We start from the raw sequence: 18,298 nt of genomic DNA, 5'->3' as shown, positions 1-18,298 counted from the left end.
TGCTTTGGCGATATTTTTTTGTCCCGTAGAGTGTCGACGTCGCAGATGGGTCGCATCGGTAGTGTATGCTTTCAGTATGAGCGTCGCGTGTGTTATGTGTTTAGTCCCACATTGAAGTGGTTTGGGTCATCAGTAAATCTTTCAGGCTCAAGCGTCCATATATGTCTGATGAAATCATAAGGAGATTTTCCTTTAAACTTGTATTTGTCCAATTTTTTTCTCCGGAATCCACTTGTAAAGGGTCGGCAATACGAGAAGCGTCATAACGGTTGAGGTAAACAGTCCGCCTATCACGACTGCGGCGAGGGGCCGCTGTACCTCCGAGCCAGGTCCGGTGGCAAAAAGAAGAGGTACAAGGCCCATGATGGCAACCATGGCTGTCATAAGCACAGGCCTGAGCCTCCGCTCGCACCCGGTCATAATGGCTTCCTCTCCTTCCATTCCTTCCTGTCTCAGGCGATTGATATATGAGACAAGTACCATACGTTCAAGACAGCCACCCCGAAGAGCGCTATGAACCCCACAGACGCTGGCACGCTCAGATATTGCCCTGAAACGAGCAATGTGAGGATTCCACCTGTAAGCGCAAAAGGAATTGTCATTAGAATGAGGAACGCATATCTGAAAGACCCGAAGGCAGTAAAGAGAAGAAAAAGAATGATCGCCATGGTCACAGGCACTATCAGCATAAGCCTCTTCATGGCCCGCTGCTGGCTCTCGAAGGTCCCTCCCCATGTAAGATAATAACCCGTCGGAAGCTTCACTTCTTTTTCAATCCTTTCTTTCGCCTCAGCCACAAATCCGGCTACATCTCGATCCTCTATATTGCACTCTACTACGACACGTCGTTTGTTGTGTTCCCTGCTGATCTGTGCCGGTCCGTTTGTCACCGTAATATTGGCTAATTGGGCAAGGGGGACCCACGCGCCAGCCGGAGTTCTCACGAGGATGGCCCCGATGGTCTCTGCGCTGTTTCTTCTGCCTTCTGGGAACCTTAGAACAATCTCGAATCGCCTGTCACCCTCAAGCATTTCCGTGGCGGCTTTGCCGCCTATGGCAGTCTCGACGATCTCGTTGATGTCCTGAGCATTTATGCCGTAACGTGCGATGGCATTTCTATCGATGGTAACGGTGAGGTAAGGTTGCCCTGATACCTGTTCCACCCTGAGGTCAGTTACTCCCCGGACTTTACCTACTACCTTTGCGATTTCTTCAGACTTGTCTTTAAGGAGATTCATATCTTCTCCAAAGAGTTTGATTGCAAGCTGACTTTTTACACCAGAGACAAGTTCATCAACCCTGAGGGCGATCGGCTGTGTCATGTTGAGACCTATGCCGGGAATCTTCTCCAGTTCGTGCCTCATCTTATAGATCAATTTGTCCTTTGACCCCGCCGTTTTCCACTGGCCTTTAGGTTTAAGTACCACGATTGGGTCGCTCAGGTTCGGCCCCATCGGATCCAGTGCAATCTCGGGCGCCCCTATCTTTGATACAATGGTTGTGACCTCCGGGAATTTCAAGAGTACCTGATGAGCCTTCTTTTCTATCTCCATTGATTCCGTCAGAGAGACGCTCGGGAGCCGTATGATCTGCGGGGTCAGGGTTCCTTCATCCATGCTTGGTATAAACTCCTTGCCGAGAAAAGGAAACAGGCCAAGGCAGATTACCAGGAATAGAGTTGATCCGCCAATAATCATCTTGCCATGGCCCGCCGACCATTTAAGCGCGGGAATGTAGAACCTCTTAACCCAGCGTAGCAGGAGCTTTCCTTTTCCAGTTGTGCTTTGAGAAAGGAAGAACAGAATACTGGTGTGACGAATATGGAGAGTACCAGAGAAGAAAGAATGGCTATAACAACCGTGAACGCCAACGGGGTGAACATCTTCCCCTCCATACCCTGGAGGGTCATTATAGGAATGAAGGTAATAGCAATAATTAACTCGCCGAAAAGACTAGGCTTCATTACTTCCAGGACCGCGTCAAGAACCGTGTGGATTTTATGCTTTTCGGCCGATGTTTCCGAAAGGTGGCGTTGAACATTGTCGACCTGGATAATGGCTGCATCAACGATCATTCCGAGGGATATGGCGAGTCCTCCGAGGGACATGAGATTGGCTGACAACCCCAATCTTCCCATAATGATGAAAGTGGCAAGCACAGCAAGAGGAAGGGTCGCGGCAACCACGAAGGCACCTCTCACGTTCCGGAGAAAGAGGTAAAGAATTATCACCAGGAGAATCATGCCTTCCAAGAGGGCCTTGGCTACGGTGTTCACGCTCTTTTCCACGAGGTCAGTCCGGTCGTAGAAAGGCTTTATTTTGAGACCTCCTGGAAGAATATTGTTTCTGTTGATCTCTTCCACTTTCTTTTTAATACCCGCAACGGTGTCCTTTCCGCTTTCTCCTCTCAACATCAATACGATTCCTGCTACAGCCTCGCCTTTGCCGTCCTTCACGATAGCTCCCTGCCTTAAGGCGTGTCCGAGCTTGACTTCGGCGATGTCTCTCAGGAATACAGGGGTACCGTGCTCGGCAGTGACGACGATATTCGAGAGATCCCTTACGGATCCGATGAGTCCTACTGATCGGATAATGTACTGTTCCGACGCATGTTCTAGGACGTTTCCTCCGGCATTGGCATTGTTCTTTGCGACGGCCTCAAATACATCATGAAGTGCGACCCCATATTTTTTGAGATGGTCCGGATCGACTATGACTTGATACTGTCTGGCTAATCCGCCAAAGGAACTGACATCAGTGACCCCCTGTACCGTCTTGAGGAGGGGTCTTACGATCCAGCCCTGCACCGTCCTTTGTTCTATCAATTCTTCTGTGCTTGGAACATCGCCTCCCGGTTTCTCCAAGGTATACTGATATATCTCGCCGAGTCCGGTTGATATGGGGCCCATAACGGGATCAATGTCAGTAGGCAGTCTGTCTTTTGCCTCAATCAGTCTTTCAAGCACAAGCTGCCGGGCAAGGTAGATGTCGACACTATCCTCAAACACCACAGTAATATAAGATAGACCGAATTTCGAGATGGATCGGATGTCCGTCACTTTGGGGAGGCCTGTCATCTGGGTCTCTATAGGATAGGTAACGAATTTCTCCACTTCCTCGGGAGACCTTCCTGATGTTTTGGTGATAATCTGCACTTGAATGTTGGTTACGTCCGGGAACGCGTCGATAGGGAGGTTCGTATAGGAATAGACTCCGAATACCACGAGGGCAACGACACCGACGATGATCAGGAGCCGATGCCTTAAAGATAAGAGAATGAGGCGGCCTATCATGTCATTCCTCCACGAGAGCCTTCTTGTTTATCTCGGACTTGAGGATAAAGCCTCCTTTTACAACTATCTCGTCGCCCTCCTTTAATCCGCCCGTTATCTCGACGATCTTCCCCAGTGTCTTCCCCACAGTCACATCAATTTTCTTGAATTTACCGTCCCCCAGCGCCATAAACGCGTAACGGGCCGGGCCTTCCCCTTGGATCGCTTCCTCTGGAACAGCAAGGAGCTTTATTTCCTGAGCGTCTTTCAACGACTCTATCGAAACGGTAGCAAACATGCCAGGTTTGAGAAACCCTTTTGTATTGTCTACTGTAACTCTGGCCTTTACTGTACGCGTCTTTTCGTCCATAGTGTCGCCTATATATGACACGCGGCCCCAAAAAGGTACATCCGGGTATGCTGCTATGAGGAGTTTTGCATCCATCCCAGTTCTAAGCCGTCTTATATCTTTCTCATATTGAGAGGTCGGACACGGTAAACAGTACCTTATCCGGGCTTACCATCTCTCCCTGGGTGACGGTTTTTTCAATCATCACGCCGCGGATAGGAGATGGAATGACCACGGTATGGCGGCTCTCATCTGATCCATCGGACTGACCTTCTGCTTTTGCTCCTTCCACGCCTAAGAGTTTCAGACGCCTCACGCTTAATTTCAGGTCCGCTTCGGTTTCCTTGAATTCCTGCCTTGCCCTCAGGACGTCTTTTTCCGGGGCTATCTTTTTTGCGAAGAGGGCCTCTTCTCTTTTGAAATTTGCTGCGGCAAGCGCATGTTTTCCTTTTGCTTTTGTGTAGTCTGACCATGCCTGATCCAGATCCACGCTTTCAAGATACGCCAGAGGCTGTCCTGTGCTCACCCGGTCGCCCTGCCTGCCTGCGACTTTTGTTATCCGTCCGGACACTTTGGACCCTATCTTCGATATCCTGTCGCTATTCGACTCGATGATAGCCGTGGTCGTGAGAGGAATGTCAAAAGAACCTGCAATTGCCTTCCGTATCTCTATTCCAGCGATCTTCATCTGTTCAGACGTAAGAACCACGAGATCATGCTCTTCGGTTTTTTCTCCAGTTTCATTTCCTTTCTTTCCCAACTCCATTTTCACTTCGGGTTGTTTCTGGTCCTCTTGCCTGCGGCAGCCCAGCGGGATGGATAGAAGTGACAGAATAATTAGCGGAATAGAGAGGATAAGGAACATTCTCTTTATTTGTTGTAGGGTCATCTGAGGTTACCTCCGATAGTTCGTTCCATCCCGTAGATTGCCTGCTGAGCCCTGAGTAAAGTATCGAGATGTGCAATTCTGAGATCTATGGCATCCCGTTGCGCAAGGCGTACGTCAAAAAAACTGATCTTTCCTTCTTTGAAGGCGAGGTTAAGGAGGTCGAGATTCTCAAGGGACTTTGCGAGAATCTCTTTCTTGTAGATGGAAAGCTGGAGAAGAGAGGAAGCGAGATTCATGTACTCCTGCTCGAATTCCTTTTCAACCGCGAGCCCGAGGCCCGCCCGCCTGATACGGGCCTGTTCCATTCGGGCCCTGGCCTCTCTCTTCTGGGCCTGCTTTCTGTCAAAGATGGGTATAGAGACGGAAAGGATTACACCCACCTCACCTCTTTGCTCATCGCGGGTATAAAATCCACCGAGACTGGGATTAGGTATGGCTTCCCTCCAAACAAGCGCATCGACCCGGTTTGTTCTGTCAATTTCCACCACAGCCGCTTTTATATCCGGTCTGTCCTCAAGCACTGCTTTCAAATAATCTTTGTCCGGGATGACGGCGATCTCGGGTGCGAGCTGTCCCTCAATCGTGGGCAAGACCTTGGTTCCTGCCCCCATGGTCTCCTGCAGAGAGAGCCTTGATTCTCCGAAGCTCCGTTCCACAGTTATGAGATCACTCTTTACCTTGCTTGCCTCTACCTCGGCTAGATTTACTTCCAGAGTGGACACATCTCCGGCCTCATACTTTATTTTAGTGAGTTCAAGCAATTCTTCCTTGAGCCTCACTACTTCTCTCATGAGAGCGGCTCTCTCTTTAAAGGCAAGGACCGTTGCAAAAGTATTCCTTACCTCGTATTGGAGTATTCTTTCCCTGTCTTTGATCTCGAGACTGATTTTTGCCAGATTCTTCTACGCTACCTCAATTCTGATACCTCTCTGACCTGCTACCTCAAATTCCTGGAGAAGTCTTACTCCATAGTTGGCCATTGATCCAGACCTCTCCTCGGGAAGCGTCTGTTTTCTTGATATGTAGTTTTCTATGACCGGATTTGAGAGAAAAGGCAGCTCCGCTTTTTGAAGTTGTCCCCGGGCGACTTCTTCTTCAAACCTGAGAGAGCTGAGTTCTGGGTTTTGTATCACAGCGGTCCGTACTGCATCGTCAATCGTCAACCCTTCTGCAGTATTTGCGAACAGGAAAATGACGAACATATGGATAAAAATTTTCAAGTATCTCATACACTCCACTCTAAAAAATAATAATTTTAATGTAAATTTGATCTGCAACTATCCGTTTGATCTGAAAACTATTTTAGATCTAACGGACGAGCGGTGTCGCAAAGGAGAGTTTGGACGGTCTAAAGACCGAAGATGTTATTCCAGGTACGATATTGTAGCTGGTTTCGGGGCGGATAAATATTACGGAATGGTACGGTGCGTACCCCATAGGCAAAGAAAAAGCTGGAGGATTCTTGCACACAGGACAATATTCTACCCCATCAATGTAGGAGTCCAAACTCCCATCTTGGGATGAAAGTAGCTGTGTGGTCTGCATCATCAAAACTTGACGCGAAGAGGCCAAGTACCCGGTTTTCGAGAACGGACAGACAGCCTTGACAATTCATAGCATCGGCAATCAAGACCCATACATGGAGGATGAGAACAATAAGCAGAAAAAATCGACAAATCGACATTCTATGGTGAAGCATGAAAAAATATAACTGTCCCGTAATTCGAAAGTCAAGGCGAATCGGTATGTCTCTCCTACATCCATGCCGATTCGATGTATTAGCTATTACGAATAATACCATATTTGAGACATCGCGGCACTGTTTGATCCGATGTCGCCATAACATCGTCCATGGTTGCAAATGGCTTTGTGCCGCCCCCTTAACCTGCCCCCATGCCCTGGTAGTTTGTACTTAACCAAGATAGACGGAGTCCAGCAGAGGGCATTGCGTCAGTACAGAGGAGAAGGCATTTTTCGGTAAATAAGAAGCACGCCCTGGTGGAGGAATGAGGGCTCCTGATCAACTCTCGTCGGTTACAAGGAACGCATAGATCCATTATAACCAGCTCTCCATCTCTTATTGTCGCTGGTTCCGAAGAATCCGCAGCTTAAGGTCAAGCTCTCCCATAGACAAGATATATTGCCCATGACTGATATGGCTACCCATCTTTCACGAAGCAAGGACGACCAGCACAGGAAACATATTCCTCTGCAAAGGTACGGGAACAGCTATGGACCGAATGCGAATCTTTCTCCACATCTGACGTAGTTTTTCTTGCTTTGATAAGCACCTCCTCTTGATACTGCTCTAACTCCGCTTTTTGCCGATGCGGATCATGGTGCTATCACTATGTATGTAAATTTCAAATGAGCAGCGGGATCTGCCGTGGTCAGATATCTCCTCCCCCCCCTTTTTTTTTGGGGGGGGGGATAGACCTATGGTGATAACGGAGACAAAAGATGCTTTCTTGACGCCACCTTTCCCTATCACGAAAATGGTCTTTTTACCTGTAGCGTAAAAATCATCAATGACAATATCAAGCTTCGGCAAATCTGGCGCATTGAGTGTTTCAATGTTTCCGACAAAGTTGCTTTTCACAAACAGATTACGCATGTTCTCCAAGCTTGTGATGTTGCATACACGAAGCGGCATAAGGGAAGTGGTAACACTTTTTTTAATCCTGCCGGTAGCTCGGCGAATACCTTTTTCTGCTTTGGCACATATTTTTGGAAATATGGTCGTCAAAGGCTGGCATTACACCGTTGAATATCAGAGTTAGGTTGTGAAAGCCCAACCAAGAAAGTTCCTTTGACGCCCTCTCCGCTTTCATTGTGGGCATATTTTAAGGTCAGGCGAAGAGGATTGCGTGGATTCATTTCGTTGTTTTTAAATCTCATATTTCAATGCACGAGAGCACGACCGTTCTGCTTGATTTGACCGGTTTTTGTCCGGGAGCGGAAGAATCTCAAGCTGCCGTCAGCCGGTAAAACAACCGATGGAGTGGACTCGCGATGACCACATCCTTCACCCCTGTTTCTTTGAGTATTTTCTTTGCCATCTCCACAGCCTTGCGCTTTTCTCTCAGCACATCATACTTATTGAGGATGACGGTACATTTTGCCGGTTCCACATTTTTCATGAGAATGGAGCGAGAGAAAAAGCCCGAAAAAATGTCGACGGAAATGGCGGTGTCCCGGGAGATGTCTGCGGAGCGGCGGGTTGACTTCCATCGGAAGACAGATTCGCGCACGGTCCGGTGCAAGGCGTCAAGACCTGCTACCACGAAGACTCGGTCGGAAAAGGGAACAATCACGGGCTCATGCGCGGCATGGCGTTTGAGAGGATACTGTTTTGCTCCATCGGCCTCAATGAGCACAAGATCAAAGAGACTGCCCACGATCTGCAAGTCAGAGAAAGATAGGCCGGTCAGCTTTCCTTCTTCGAGGGTTTTTCCGATCCTAAGGAATCCCTCCCGAGTTTTGTTGTCAAAGGAGTTGGGTGAAAATAGATCCTCAAAAAGCACATAAGGTTCGGTCGCGTATATCTTGGTGGTAGTTGTCACGGCGACACTTCTGCCATCCAGTACAGCCCCTCGGGCGCTGTACTCCATAAGGGTAGTTTTGCCTCCTGCTCCCACTATGGAGACGTATTTTGAATTCGACAGGAGTTCTGACGGATCAGTCTTGCGAAAAAGCCACATAGGGAAGTGATTTTATCCGAGCTACAATCTTTTCGACCTGCTCTTCATCCTTATTTTCTTTTACGAATAGGCCGGCTATGCCGTATTCTTGAGTATTCCTTCATGCGATATTCGACCTCCACTTTTTCGAGAGCGTCTTTGAGGCTTACATGATCAAAGACGCTCTCGATCGCGGAATTTTCACTTGCCTGTCATTGCACTTTTGCGGGTCCGTCATGTCTCTGTAGATTTCCTCTGTCGAAAGAAGCCGCTGGCCCAACCCAAATTTCTACTTCGGTCGTGAAGGGTGTCCTGGAGACTTTCAGGGCGACCGTCTTTTCATCTTTTGTGAAGTTAGCGGATATATCCCCTCTGAACTTAAAACTGTTCACGAACCTCCAGCCATTCTTTGCCATATTGACCTTGAAGTAGTCTTCTACTGACTGAGGCTCCACATTGCCCGAGAGCACCAATATGCCCACCCTCATCGTTTGAGTCTCGTAAATGAAGCTCTTGTCCGTTTCGTATGTCAACTCTGTGGGAATAGGTATGTCGGGGAATCCGTAAAATACCTGGTTCGGCAGGTCACTCTTGGATTTTGAGGTGTCGTCCCTCCCTGACCACCTGTCGATGGTTGCGCACCCTGAAATTACTGAAATGACGATCAACAAGGCAAAACAGGCTACGATGATTCTTCTCATGGACTTCCTCCTTCTTTTTTCCTCTCAAGATACGCATATGCGCTATGGTTGTGGATACTTTCGAAATTTTCCGCTTCTATTGCAAACCACGTAATATTGGAATCCTTTGCCAGTGCTTCCGCAATATCTCTTACCAGATCCTCCACGAATTTTGGATTCTCGAAGGCCTTCTCGGTGACGTACTTTTCATCTTCCCTTTTTAGTATAGAATAGATGCCGATGCTCGCGCACGCCTCTATCATGGAGATAAGGTCTTCAATCCAGAAAAATTTCCTGAACCGCACATCGACTCTTGCAATGCCACGCTGGTTATGAGCCCCGTGTTCACTGATCTCTTTCGAACAGGGACAGAGAGTACTGACGGGAACGAGCACGGTGACTGTAAATTCCTTCATCCTGCCGGACTCGTCCATGGACCCTAGAAAACCGCATTTGTATTCGAGGTAACTTGGGATCTTGCTTACTGGTGCTTCCTTTTTTAGGAAGTAGGGGAATCTTACTTCAAGGTGCGCTGATTCCGCATTCAGCCTTTCCTTCATTTGTCTCAGGATGTTCGGCAGATTCTTCATGTTGATCATACTCTGGTTTTCGTGGAGAATTTCAACGAACCTGCTCATGTGGGTACCTTTATAGTCGTGGGGCAGGTTCACATACATATCAATGGTAGCCACGGTATGTTGAAAGCCGTTTTTTTTGTCGAGAACGACAATTGGATATTTGACTCCTTTTACACCCACCTTGTCGATCTCTATCTTTCTATGGTCTGGCATGTTTTGCGTATCAATTAAGGGAGTTCGCGTCGCCCCCCTCTCCGACGGCAGAACTATCGGAGTCTCCTTATCCCGCGTACCGTGCGCGCCAAATGACGCTTGGGCCATGAGGTTCACTTTTACTTTTTTATTGTTCATGATATGAAACACCCGCCTTATCCGATTCCCATACCTTTACTTCCTTTACGGAAACGGCGGTCCCTTGTGTCAGTTCGGAGAGGCAATGGAAAAGAAACATGGCGATATATTCGGAGGAACTTGTCCTCTCGCTGAAAAAAGGTATATCGTTCAAATATTTGTGGTCAAGGGTATTCAGTATCTGTTTCAAATAATCCTTGAGTATCTTGAAATCTATGACCATTCCTTCAGGGTTCAATTCCGTGCCGGAAAAAAAGGCTTCAACCTGAAAATTATGCCCATGGAGTTCCTCACACTTCCCGTGGTATGCCTCAAGTCTGTGAGCAGCCGCGAATGAATCCTTTATGCACAGAGTAAACACAATCATAATCTATATTGACTGAATTGCCAAGTCAATAGATTATACCCCCGTCTAATTGCTTTACGAGAATGGAACGGAAGGGATTTTTAGGCGTCAGAAGCCATTGCAATTCCCTTTTTTTCTTCTTCATCGGCAGATCTCTATGTTGTAAGAGGTAAACTGCAGGGCTCCGAAGAGACCTTATAGGAGTATAATATGCTGTAATTAAACAATATATTATATATTTTGACGCATCACGACGCTCAATTAATGACGAGTAACCGATAGCGCTGCCCCCAACAGGCATTGTTTTCTTTAAAGAAATTACAAAAAATACTTGATTTATAAAGAAATTGTGATAATAATCTTCGTAGATGGTTGTTCTTACAGGGATTACTATAACAGGTGAAGCAAATTTGCCTGATAATTATATATCCACATAAACCAAGGAGGTAAGAATGACCAAGGCAGATATCGTTGCGAAAATGGCAGAAGAGATTAAGATTACAAAAGTGGCCGCAGCAAAAGCTCTATCAGTAGTCACGGACTCAATTGAGCAGGCGATAAAGAAAGGCGAAAAACTAACGCTCGTAGGGTTCGGGACTTTCTCCGTAGCCGACAGAAAAGCTAGGAAGGGTAGAAATCCGAAGACAGGAAAAGAGATCAAGATTGCTGCAAAGAAAGTGCCTAAGTTCACTGCGGGAGCAGCATTAAAGGCAGCCGCAAACGGTAAGGCCGTTGCCGCAAAACCCAAAGCAAAGAAAGCTCCAGCCAAACAGGCTGCAAAAGCAAAAAAGAAATAAAGATGATCCGGGCGGGCCTATGGCCCGCTTTCTTTTTTTAGACTTCTCGGCAGATTACGTTTTCATTATGAGTGGTACGAGAGCGACCAGACCGTCACGTTCTGTAATATCTGGAGAATATTGAAGGGGCCGCATCATGTCCTTCAGGCGGCGAAGCATCATCTATCCCTGGCGGATTGCTGGGGGGGGAAGCAAGCAGGCCGGGGTCGGGCATCGCGCTAAAGCGGAGTTGAAATTCTTGGGGCAGACATCGCTCTTATAGACAAAAGAAGACCATAATTTCAGGTAGGCGTGTCACAAGGGAGGCTATTTGGACTGCTCAATTAAACTGGGCGGTGAGGCAGGGCAGGGCATCAATACCATGCATGGGACATGCTAGACAGACTGTTTTCTCGGGCAGGTTATGATGCCTTTGTCTGTCAAGATTATAAATCCCACTTAAGGGGAGACCATAATTGCTACCGGATGCGTCTCTCCGGCAAGCTGCTCGGCGCTTTCTGGAATATCATCAATATTCTCGTTACCATCAATAAAATAAGCATCCCGGTCCACCGAAAAGAAATCTCCGCAGACGTAGCCGATAGCCTGGGACGTTGCGTTGCTGAAAAAGCATGCAGTGAGTCCATATTTCGCGATATACTCTTCATCGACTTAAGCCATGAAACACAAATAGAACGGAATCATAGCCAATATCGTCGATACTGGGGCGATGAGGATTGAGCTACCCTCTAACATAATAGAGTACTTTGCAGAAAAAGGCGACACAACCGTAACTGCCAATAACCAACAGCGCCAAGGCAGGATGAGGTTATACGTTGAGAGTGCCGAGATACGGTTTTACGGTGGCGCCAGAAGTTGCAGGGAAAATATTCATATTGGAAAATGATGACACACTGGTCTAGGGACCATTGCACCAGACTGCTAGATTCTACTCGGTCCATCCCATGACGCTTTCCATGGGAATCCTCAACTTCGTGGCCGGCAAGGAACTGAAGCGTAGCTATAATTATTGAACAGGCAGACCTTTTATTCATCCTAATGTGTGGACCATGTGAGGAGATATCGCCTCTCTTGTTGCATGGAAGTCTGGAGCCTGATATTTTGCAGTCAGTTGGGGGGGTGACATGTGGGGCAATCTAAGGAGGCGGTCAACCGTATGTATTACAATGTTATATCGGTAGCATTTGGAAATGACGACGGAGATTTTGTTGTGTTGGATGCATTGCGCATTACAGGTCTCCTGGCGAAGCAGCATATTGGTTTACAGATGATCTCAACGGTCCGAGAGAGTTACTGGGGGACCCATAGGAGTGGAAAACCTTCTTCTCTTTAAAAAGACCAATAATTGTACTTTATTGAATGTGGTATGACATTTTTTGAAAGCAGAAGATATACCGCTTGTGAGGATTCCTGTACGTCGGTGTATATTATGCATCAGGGCCATGGAAGACCTATATATCGCGCTTTCACTCAATGCCATACTCTGTAGCAATACATCGAAACAATCTTTTCCTCCTTAACCGCTTGAGAAAGCCAATTGACACGGCCCTGATTGAAATGATACCTTTAACCGGTTTCTAACTATGAAGATTGCTATTTCTGGAAAAGGCGGTGTGGGGAAGACGACACTGGCAGGTGTGATGGCCCGCTGTTTTGCCGACGCGGGCCAAAGGATCCTTGCCATTGATGCCGATCCCGACTCGAATCTCGCATCCGCCATCGGCATCGACGAGACCCAATTGGAAAAGGTCAGGCCCCTTGCCCAGATGACTGAATTCATTGAGGAGCGGACTGCCTCAAAGCAGGGCGAACTCGGTTCATTCTTCCGGCTCAACCCCAAGGTGGATGATATCCCTGAGAGATTCGCCATTCAAAAGAACGGCATAAAGCTGGTGATCTTAGGTAGCATTCCCCAAGGCGGCGGCGGTTGCTTCTGCGCGGAGAACGTGATGCTGAAGAACCTGCTCGCTCATGTATTCATAGAGCGAGACGAATATGTGATCGTGGACATGGAGGCAGGACTTGAACATTTGGGCCGGGGTTCTACGGCTTATATTGACGCCATCATCGTGGTTGTTGAGCCGGGCCAGCGAAGCTTTCGGACCGCAGAGCAGGTAAAGAGACTCGCCTCAGACCTGGGTATCTCCCGCGTCTATGTCGTGGGGAATAAAGTTGTAGACGAAAGGGATATCGCGCTCATAGATGACCATCTGAGTGGCCTTCCGTACCTTGGTTCCATGAGCTACAACGAGAACGTGATGGAGGCAGACAGGAGAAACTTGTCACCCTATGACATTGATACGAAGATAAGGACAGAGGTAAGAAAGATCATCAATAACCTGAGAAAAGACGTGAAATGAGGAAAATCATTTCCTTCATCCATCTCGTCGTCTCTACTCTCGCTTTCTCTATTCTTGCTCTCATTGTCTCCCTTTTTGACCCGAAAAGAAAAACCATGCACCGTTTATCCCGCTTATGGGCGACGAACCATGTAAAACTGGCAGGCATAAGCGTCTCGGTCCGGGGGATTGAACATGTGCCGCACCCACCCTTCATACTCATGTGTAACCATCAGAGCGCCCTCGACATTTACACCCTCCTTGCTGGCCTTCCCATGACCTTCAAGTGGCTGGCAAAAAAAGAGCTTTTCTCTATTCCTTTCGTGGGATGGGTTATGATGAGAGCAGGAGATGTAAGTATTGACCGTGAAAACCCGAGAGAGGCACTCCGGGCCATCGACGAAGCAGGCCGTAAGATCAGGGAAGGTATGAATCTGCTCATTTTCCCTGAAGGTACGAGGAGCGAAGATGGTGCTCTCCTCCCTTTCAAGCAGGGTGTTTTTAATCTTGCCGTCAGGGCTGGAGTGCCCATAGTGCCGGTAGGTATAAACGGGACGAACCGTCTCCAGCCAAAAGGCAGTTTTATTCCCAAGCAAAAAGGGGTAGTATATATAACAATCGGAAAGCCTGTGGAAGTAGAGGGGAAGGGTAGTTCCGCAAAGGCCGGGGTCATGAATGAGGTGAAAGACCGCATCAAGGTGTTGGTGACATGTCAGGAGACCTAAAGAAAGAGATCTTGGGCATCTGTCTGGCAGGTATCTTCATATTCCTTTTCGTGAGCCTCCTTTCTTATCATCACTTTGATCCTTCTCTCAGCACGGTTACCGGGGATGCGGCAAAGAACCTCTGTGGCAAGGCAGGGTCTTACATCTCGGACATCTTCATACAAATGTTCGGCATGATGAGCTATCTTCTCTGCTTCTTTGCCCTTCTTTTCTCCTTTTTCTATCTTAGAAAAAAGGAACCCCCACATCCTCTTATACTTGCGGCCGGACTTACCCTCTTTTTTTTCTCTTCCTCTTCACTTTTTCAGATCCTGATAGGCAAGATAAAGATATCGGGCATATCTATACCCTTTGCCGGCTTTCTCGGCTCCCTGCTTGAGAAGGTCCTTATGAGCCTTTTCAGCTTTTTCGGGAGCATCCTCATATTGGCGATCCTGTTCTTAATTTCCCTTTTCCTCATCATACAGGCCCCTATTCTTACGGTCATTGAGGAGAACCTGGCTAGGAGAAAGCCTCTGGAGCGGAGAAAGGAGATAAAGGTAACAGAAGAGAAGACACTTGACCCACCACTGAAGGTGGAAAAGAAACCGGCCGTTGTCCAGGAATCGTTCGAGTTTTTTGACCAGGTGGGTCCCTACAAACTCCCCGCCATATCTCTCCTTGACCCGGTGGAGCGCAAAGAAGTAAAGGTAGACAAGGAAAGTATCCAGTATAACGCCCAGATACTTGAGAAAAAGCTGAAGGATTACGGTATTGAGGGAAAAGTATCGGAGGTGCGCCCCGGACCGGTCATCACCATGTACGAATTCGAGCCAGCCCCTGGCATAAAAGTGAGCAGAATATCGAACCTTGCCGACGACCTCGCCATGGCTCTCTCCGCCGTGTCGATCAGAATTATCGCACCCATACCGGGAAAGGCCGTGGTGGGTGTAGAGGTCCCCAATAAGACGCGACAGACGGTCTATTTCAGGGAGATCATAGAATCACAGACATTTTCTTCCTCGCCTTCGTTTTTGACCCTGACGATCGGCAAATCAATCTCGGGAGATCCTCACGTGGCAGACCTCACGAAAATGCCCCACCTTCTTGTTGCCGGAGCCACCGGCTCGGGCAAGAGCGTCTCGCTCAACAGCATGATATGCAGTATGCTCTACAAGGCGACGCCGATGAACGTAAAATTCCTCATGATTGATCTCAAGATGCTTGAGCTTTCCTTCTACGAGGGTATCCCTCATCTACTTCTCCCTGTGGTGACAAACGCCAAGAACGCGAAGACGGCTCTCAAGTGGATGACGCAGGAAATGGAGAGACGGTATGCCATGATGGCGGAAACAGGGGTAAGGAGCATAGAAAAATACAACCAGAAGATGGCGCGGGAGTTGGAGGCACTTCCCTATATTGTCGTGGTCATAGACGAGCTTGCCGACCTCATGATGGTCTCTCCCAAGGAAGTGGAAGAGCATATCGCCCGCCTTGCCCAGATGGCCCGCGCATCTGGTATCCATCTTATCTTGGCAACCCAGCGGCCATCCGTGGATGTGCTCACCGGTATTATTAAAGCTAACTTCCCTGCAAGGGTGGCATGTAAAGTCTTCTCCAAGGTTGATTCACGGACTATCCTTGATACGAATGGGGCGGAAAGTCTCCTCGGTTACGGAGACATGCTTTTCTTGAGTCCCGGGGTGGGAAGGCTTCAGAGACTCCACGGGCCTTTCGTATCGGAAGGAGAGATAAAAAGGATCGTGGAGTTCCTGAAACAGCAGGGTTCGCCCTCTTACCAGAGCGAGATCCTGGAGGAGAAGGAAGAAGAGGAAAACGGAGAAGAGATCAATGATGAGAAGTACAATGAGGCGGTCGAGTTTGTCATGGATAAGGGGGAGGCATCTATCAGTATGGTCCAGAGACGGTTTAGGATAGGCTACAATAGGGCTGCGAGGATCATCGAGAGAATGGAGAGAGACGAGATCGTAGGCCCATCCGATGGGGTAAAGCCTAGAGAAGTATTGAAAAAAAAATGAGATTGAGAGAACCCGATATGAAAAAATATTCGTCTGTTGTCTGTGCCGTGTTTTTCGCGCTCATCGCATCTGTGTGGATGGGGCAGGTGCGTGCCCAAGAGCCCAGTTCTCCGGTGGCCAATTCCGCCTTTTTATCCCCTTTTGAAGGGATCAAGAAGACATACTTTGCGATTATGACCTTGGAAGCCAGTTTTCATCAGAAGATCTTCATTGCAAGTCTCAAAAAAGAAAGAGAGTCAGATGGGGAGTTTTCTTACAAAAAGCAGAAAGGTTTTCTCTGGAAATACAAAGTGCCAAAAGCAATGTACTTTCTTTACGACGGCAAGTATATATGGCAGGGAGACGAGGATAAACCTTTTGTGATTAAAGACAAGATCCGCAAAGCGAAGACGGGAGGAACGTTCCTTGATCTTATAGAAGATATAGCCACAATAGATGAGCTTTTTACCCTCACGCAACAGACAAAATCAGGCGACCTTGATGTCCTGGAACTTGCCCCAAAGAAAGAGGGCACAGTCACTGCGGCAAAAATCTGGATCGACAAACAGAACAGGGTAAGGAAGATAGAGATCCATGAATTTACAGGCAATGTCAATGCCATAGAATTTTCATCCATAAAGATAAATCAACCAATTGAAGCCGGAAAGTTCACCTTCAAACCTGAAAAGGACAAACAGATCGTTGAACGATAGAAACGATAATAGCGTACAGCGCGAGGCGAATAGTGAAGAGGAGAGGCAACCACACAGCATTTCCGCCTCACTGCGTGCGGCATGTTCATTTTGGGGTTATCTGTGATTTTTAAGGTGTTCGCCTATACGGATCGTCCTGAAGCGAGTTTGGGAGTACCGGAGGTTATTCCTCCTTGCCCTGACCCCCTCTTCAGGCGCCTGTTTTTGGCTCCCGGGAGGGGCGCGGGAATAGTAACTTCTGACGACTATCCACTATCCATTATTCACTATTCATTGCCGTTCAGAGGTTTCCATGGCGCTCCGTAAAGACGAGGCGATTGTTCTTTTTAAGAGGGCCTACGGAGAATCGGACAGGATCATAAGGCTCTTTACCTTCACCTCGGGCAAGGTTACCGCCATTGCAAAAGGGGCAGGCAAAAGTCAGAAAAGATTTTCCAACACCCTTGAACCCTTCAATCACATACGAGTGGAGTATTTCGAGAAGCAGGAAAAGGGGATGGTGCGTATAGAAAACGCGGACATAGTGGAGACGAATAATGGCATTGAAGCAAGTCTGAAAAGGGCATGCACCGCCTGCTTCTTCACTGAATTCGCGGACAGACTGACAAAAGAGCGGGAAAAGAACATCGACCTTTTTCAGGCATTGAAAGAAATTCTAGTCAGGGTCAAACAAAGGGAATTCGCCTACGCTGATATCCTCCATTATGAGCTTAGAATGCTGGAAGTCCTCGGGTATATGCCGAACTTCAGGAACTGTGTTTATTGTGGGAAAAAAGTTTCCGACGAAATTAACTCCCGTTTCTCAAATGAAAGAGGAGGCGTACTTTGCCCGGCGTGCGCAAGGTCGTTACCTCACAGGACCTATTCGGAGGGTACCATACCGAGTCTTGTATCCGTAGGGAGCACCATTTGCGGATCAATTCATGGAGTCCGAGACAGCGGGATGCCTCCGGAAGCGGGAAAACCATCCGACCAGAAGCGATTCGAACTGGAGGCTCGGCAACTCATGGAGGGTTTCATCTCGTTTCACCTCGCTGTGGAGTTCAAATCCTACAGGATATTGAAAAGCCTTTTGTAAAGGTGGTCTTGGTCGCCGATCGTTAGTTGTTAGCGAACGGCATAAACCGTTTCGAATAAAAAGCAAAGCCTCCGAAGCAAGAAATAGTTTCCGGTGTAAACTTCCCACCCCGTGGTTATTTTACAGTCATGATGCGCCCTTTCATGAGACCCTCATGAGGATGAAAAAGGCTGTATTTGTTGCCCTGTTACTGCTCGCAGCGTGCTTTTTCCACACCGTGTTCCGGGTGGAGAGGTTTTTATACTCACCCCACTTAAAAACAGTCTGCAAGAGCATCGTCAAATGAATCTAATAGATGCAAGATACTACGCAGCCGAGATTTGAGCCAGCCCCAGAAACGTTCAATCAAGTTTAGTTCTGGCGAATAAGGCGGCAGGAAGGAAATTGGAGAATATTTACATAGCGATATATTTATAATACACCTCCTCTTATTGGAGGTGTATTATGCCGAAGTGTAAGAATTACGACTCAGAACGAACTATAAAAAATGGAATAGTAAGGGGTA

Annotated in this window: 13 protein-coding genes and 5 pseudogenes; 7 read left to right on the top strand and 11 right to left on the bottom strand. The window is 47.8% G+C overall.

From position 1 onward, the window contains the following. Positions 1-92: 92 nt before the first annotated feature. From LBQ00_03710 to queD, 10 genes and pseudogenes are all read right to left on the bottom strand, one after another. Positions 93-194 (bottom strand): annotated as a pseudogene (locus LBQ00_03710) (IS481 family transposase). Next, positions 193-3,292 (bottom strand): annotated as a pseudogene (locus LBQ00_03705) (CusA/CzcA family heavy metal efflux RND transporter). Before LBQ00_03705 ends, LBQ00_03710 begins: the two co-directional pseudogenes overlap by 2 nt. A 1-nt stretch (position 3,293) precedes the next feature. Beyond that, positions 3,294-4,308, bottom strand: a pseudogene (locus LBQ00_03700) (efflux RND transporter periplasmic adaptor subunit). A gap of 197 nt (positions 4,309-4,505) precedes the next feature. After that, entirely contained in the window at positions 4,506-5,384 is an 879-nt protein-coding gene (locus LBQ00_03695) for a TolC family protein (protein ID MDR2017967.1), read from the bottom strand. A gap of 27 nt (positions 5,385-5,411) precedes the next feature. Next, positions 5,412-5,738 carry a hypothetical protein gene (locus LBQ00_03690; protein ID MDR2017966.1) on the bottom strand — a complete coding sequence of 109 codons (327 nt, stop codon included), beginning with the start codon at positions 5,736-5,738 and terminating at the stop codon, positions 5,412-5,414. Positions 5,739-6,817: 1,079 nt separating this feature from the next. After that, the gene (locus tag LBQ00_03685) at positions 6,818-7,123 is read right to left on the bottom strand and encodes a hypothetical protein (GenBank protein MDR2017965.1); all 306 of its coding nucleotides are present in this window, start codon (positions 7,121-7,123) and stop codon (positions 6,818-6,820) included. A 352-nt stretch (positions 7,124-7,475) separates the two neighbouring features. Beyond that, on the bottom strand, positions 7,476-8,210 hold the full coding sequence (gene yqeC / locus LBQ00_03680; protein ID MDR2017964.1) for a putative selenium-dependent hydroxylase accessory protein YqeC: 735 nt from the start codon (positions 8,208-8,210) through the stop codon (positions 7,476-7,478). A gap of 191 nt (positions 8,211-8,401) precedes the next feature. Further along, positions 8,402-8,890, bottom strand: coding sequence for a hypothetical protein (locus LBQ00_03675; GenBank protein MDR2017963.1), 489 nt, complete (start codon positions 8,888-8,890; stop codon positions 8,402-8,404). Next, positions 8,887-9,798: a GTP cyclohydrolase FolE2 gene (gene folE2, locus LBQ00_03670; GenBank protein ID MDR2017962.1), complete on the bottom strand. Its 912-nt coding sequence runs from the start codon at positions 9,796-9,798 to the stop codon at positions 8,887-8,889. The genes LBQ00_03675 and folE2 overlap by 4 nt, the downstream gene beginning before the upstream one ends. Next, a complete protein-coding gene (queD, locus tag LBQ00_03665; GenBank protein MDR2017961.1) occupies positions 9,788-10,165 on the bottom strand; it encodes a 6-carboxytetrahydropterin synthase QueD in 378 nt (125 codons plus the stop codon). The genes folE2 and queD overlap by 11 nt, the downstream gene beginning before the upstream one ends. Before the next feature lie 431 nt (positions 10,166-10,596). Here queD and LBQ00_03660 point away from each other — a divergent pair. The 7 genes and pseudogenes from LBQ00_03660 (at position 10,597) to recO (ending at position 17,793) form a co-directional block, all read left to right on the top strand. Continuing rightward, positions 10,597-10,860, top strand: a pseudogene (locus tag LBQ00_03660) (HU family DNA-binding protein). Between the two features lie 453 nt (positions 10,861-11,313). Further along, positions 11,314-11,661, top strand: a complete 348-nt coding sequence (locus tag LBQ00_03655) for a hypothetical protein (GenBank protein ID MDR2017960.1) — start codon at positions 11,314-11,316, stop codon at positions 11,659-11,661. A gap of 863 nt (positions 11,662-12,524) precedes the next feature. Further along, on the top strand, positions 12,525-13,301 hold the full coding sequence (locus tag LBQ00_03650; protein ID MDR2017959.1) for an AAA family ATPase: 777 nt from the start codon (positions 12,525-12,527) through the stop codon (positions 13,299-13,301). Further along, a complete protein-coding gene (locus LBQ00_03645; protein MDR2017958.1) occupies positions 13,298-14,005 on the top strand; it encodes a 1-acyl-sn-glycerol-3-phosphate acyltransferase in 708 nt (235 codons plus the stop codon). Before LBQ00_03650 ends, LBQ00_03645 begins: the two co-directional genes overlap by 4 nt. Then, a complete protein-coding gene (locus LBQ00_03640) occupies positions 13,990-16,023 on the top strand; it encodes a DNA translocase FtsK 4TM domain-containing protein (GenBank protein MDR2017957.1) in 2,034 nt (677 codons plus the stop codon). The genes LBQ00_03645 and LBQ00_03640 overlap by 16 nt, the downstream gene beginning before the upstream one ends. Before the next feature lie 17 nt (positions 16,024-16,040). Continuing rightward, positions 16,041-16,715: an outer membrane lipoprotein carrier protein LolA gene (locus LBQ00_03635; protein ID MDR2017956.1), complete on the top strand. Its 675-nt coding sequence runs from the start codon at positions 16,041-16,043 to the stop codon at positions 16,713-16,715. Between the two features lie 292 nt (positions 16,716-17,007). After that, positions 17,008-17,793, top strand: coding sequence for a DNA repair protein RecO (recO, locus tag LBQ00_03630; protein ID MDR2017955.1), 786 nt, complete (start codon positions 17,008-17,010; stop codon positions 17,791-17,793). A gap of 253 nt (positions 17,794-18,046) precedes the next feature. Here the strand turns inward: recO and LBQ00_03625 are convergent. Further along, positions 18,047-18,169: pseudogene (locus tag LBQ00_03625) on the bottom strand (transposase). Between the last annotated feature and the right edge of the window lie 129 nt (positions 18,170-18,298).

The organism is Syntrophobacterales bacterium (genome assembly GCA_031274925.1).
In the GTDB taxonomy this organism is placed as follows: domain Bacteria; phylum Desulfobacterota; class Syntrophorhabdia; order Syntrophorhabdales; family Syntrophorhabdaceae; genus PNOM01.
This window is presented reverse-complemented; position numbering and strand designations above follow the sequence as displayed.